The organism is Methylophaga sp. UBA1464 (genome assembly GCF_002325665.1).
Classification (GTDB): Bacteria; Pseudomonadota; Gammaproteobacteria; order Nitrosococcales; family Methylophagaceae; genus Methylophaga.
Window position 1 is genome coordinate 10,522 of sequence record NZ_DCSO01000113.1, and the last position, 1,851, is coordinate 12,372.

Sequence of the window (1,851 nt, forward strand, 5' to 3'; positions counted from 1 at the left end):
TACAGGGACAGGGTTCACTAGTCCACCATCGATCAACCAGCGACCATGATGTTTAATCGCCGGAAACAAACCAGGCAACGAAATTGACGACCAGACAGCTTCCAGTAATTTGCCCTCGGTGTTCCACACTTCCTGTCCCGAATGAAGATGCGTTGCAACACTGGCATAACGTTCTGGCAATGACTCAATTAATACTGTTTCGTCAGCAACATATAGCGTTAGAAATTCATGCAATTTGTCTTTATTGACGACGCCGTTAAACGGAAATCCGATATTGAAAAAACGTGCCGTTTCGAGCTTGGTCAGTTTAAGCAATCGCTGTTGCAGATCAGGTAATTTGTTACTGAGATAAGCTGCTCCAACCAACGCGCCGATAGAAGTTCCCACCACTACATCGGGTTTAATCCCAGCATTCTTCAGAGCATTAATCACGCCAATATGTGCCCAACCTCGCGCCGCACCGCTCCCTAAGGCCAGGCCTATTTTCAGCGAATCTTTCATTTATTTTCCATGTCTCAAAGGTTGAAGTCAGCGTTAACTTGATGAAAAAATTAAAGATATATTAAATCAGACCGCTATGATTTAAGCGTTAACAAAAGTTAGGTCAATATGATGGATATTTCACGAATTTATCATAACAATTTTTTAATAACCTATAGCACACATCCGGTAAACCCTGGGCAACCTGCTGCGGATAAAACCCAGCCTAGCATTCAGGAAGACCGGCGGCAGCGTCGTGAACGGCGCAAACGCAAGCAGAAAACCCTGATTGAAAGACGGGTTTCATCAGAGCGGCGCGGCCCCTCATTTGATGCTGAGGCGTAAATTACAGTTTTTTTAACGTCTTACGATCAAAAAAGCCCCATCTTCCTGTTTTAACTGCGCCACGCCTGATGCCATTCACTGGCGAGATATAAAACAGATCACCATTCTGACCCAGTAATTGCCGCCTCACCCCGCTGGCTTTGGCGATTTTGGCATTGGCTTTCATATGCATTAATTCGCCATGTACCGGAATCGCACATTGTGGCTGAACCCACTGATACATGGTTTTCAATTCTTCACTGGCAGGGTGTCCCGAAGCGTGAATGGGCAACGCACTGTTGTCCATATCAATCACATCCACCTGCATGGCCTTGAGCCGTTCAATCAATGCAGCAATAGCCAACTCATTACCGGGAATCACTTTCGAGCTAAAAATAACGGTATCACCAGGTGACAATTGCAAATCCCGAAAGCTGTTCAGACTTAATCGATTGAGCGCTGTTCGAGGTTCACCCTGACTACCGGTCGCAACCAATAAAACCGTATGCGCAGGCAAGTACCCCAAATGAGCCGAATCTACTGATGTTTTTACACTGGTCCAGAGACCAACATTTTTGGCTGCTGAGACGGTATTGATTAAGGAACGCCCTAATAAACCAAGATGCCGACCGGTTTCTTCAGCGATACCGGCCAGGGTATGTAATCTGGCGATATTACTGCCAAAACAGGCAACAACGACCCGGCCTTTCGCTTGTTCTACATGGAATTTCAGCCCTTTATAGAGATTGGCTTCGGATTCAGACCACCCCTGAACATTCGCATTGGTCGAATCACAGACCATTGCATCCACCTGATATTCCGCCAGTTTCTGAAATGCAGCTGCATCATAAGCCTGACCAACAACCGGGGCATTATCGAGCTTCCAATCCGCAGTATGAAAAACCTTCCCAACCGCGGTGCTGATTAATAATGCATGTGGCTCCGGAATCGAATGCGTCAATCGCAACCATTCCACTTGAAACACACCAATCTGCCGTTTGGCGTCCGCTTCGACGATAATGACCGGCACTTTATCTGCGATACCCT

3 protein-coding genes are annotated in these 1,851 nt (G+C 46.6%); 1 reads left to right on the forward strand and 2 read right to left on the reverse strand.

The window, feature by feature from the left end:
- Window positions 1-501, reverse strand: a 501-nt coding sequence (locus B3O33_RS15225; protein WP_292363912.1) for a patatin-like phospholipase family protein, incomplete at its 3' end; no start/stop codon positions are given.
- A 111-nt stretch (window positions 502-612) separates the two neighbouring features.
- Between B3O33_RS15225 and B3O33_RS15230 the strand changes: the two genes are divergently transcribed.
- A complete protein-coding gene (locus B3O33_RS15230) occupies window positions 613-825 on the forward strand; it encodes a hypothetical protein (protein WP_292359890.1) in 213 nt (70 codons plus the stop codon).
- Window position 826: 1 nt separating this feature from the next.
- Here B3O33_RS15230 and B3O33_RS15235 read toward each other — a convergent pair.
- Window positions 827-1,851, reverse strand: a 1,025-nt coding sequence (locus tag B3O33_RS15235) for a ribonuclease J (protein WP_292363913.1), incomplete at its 5' end; no start/stop codon positions are given.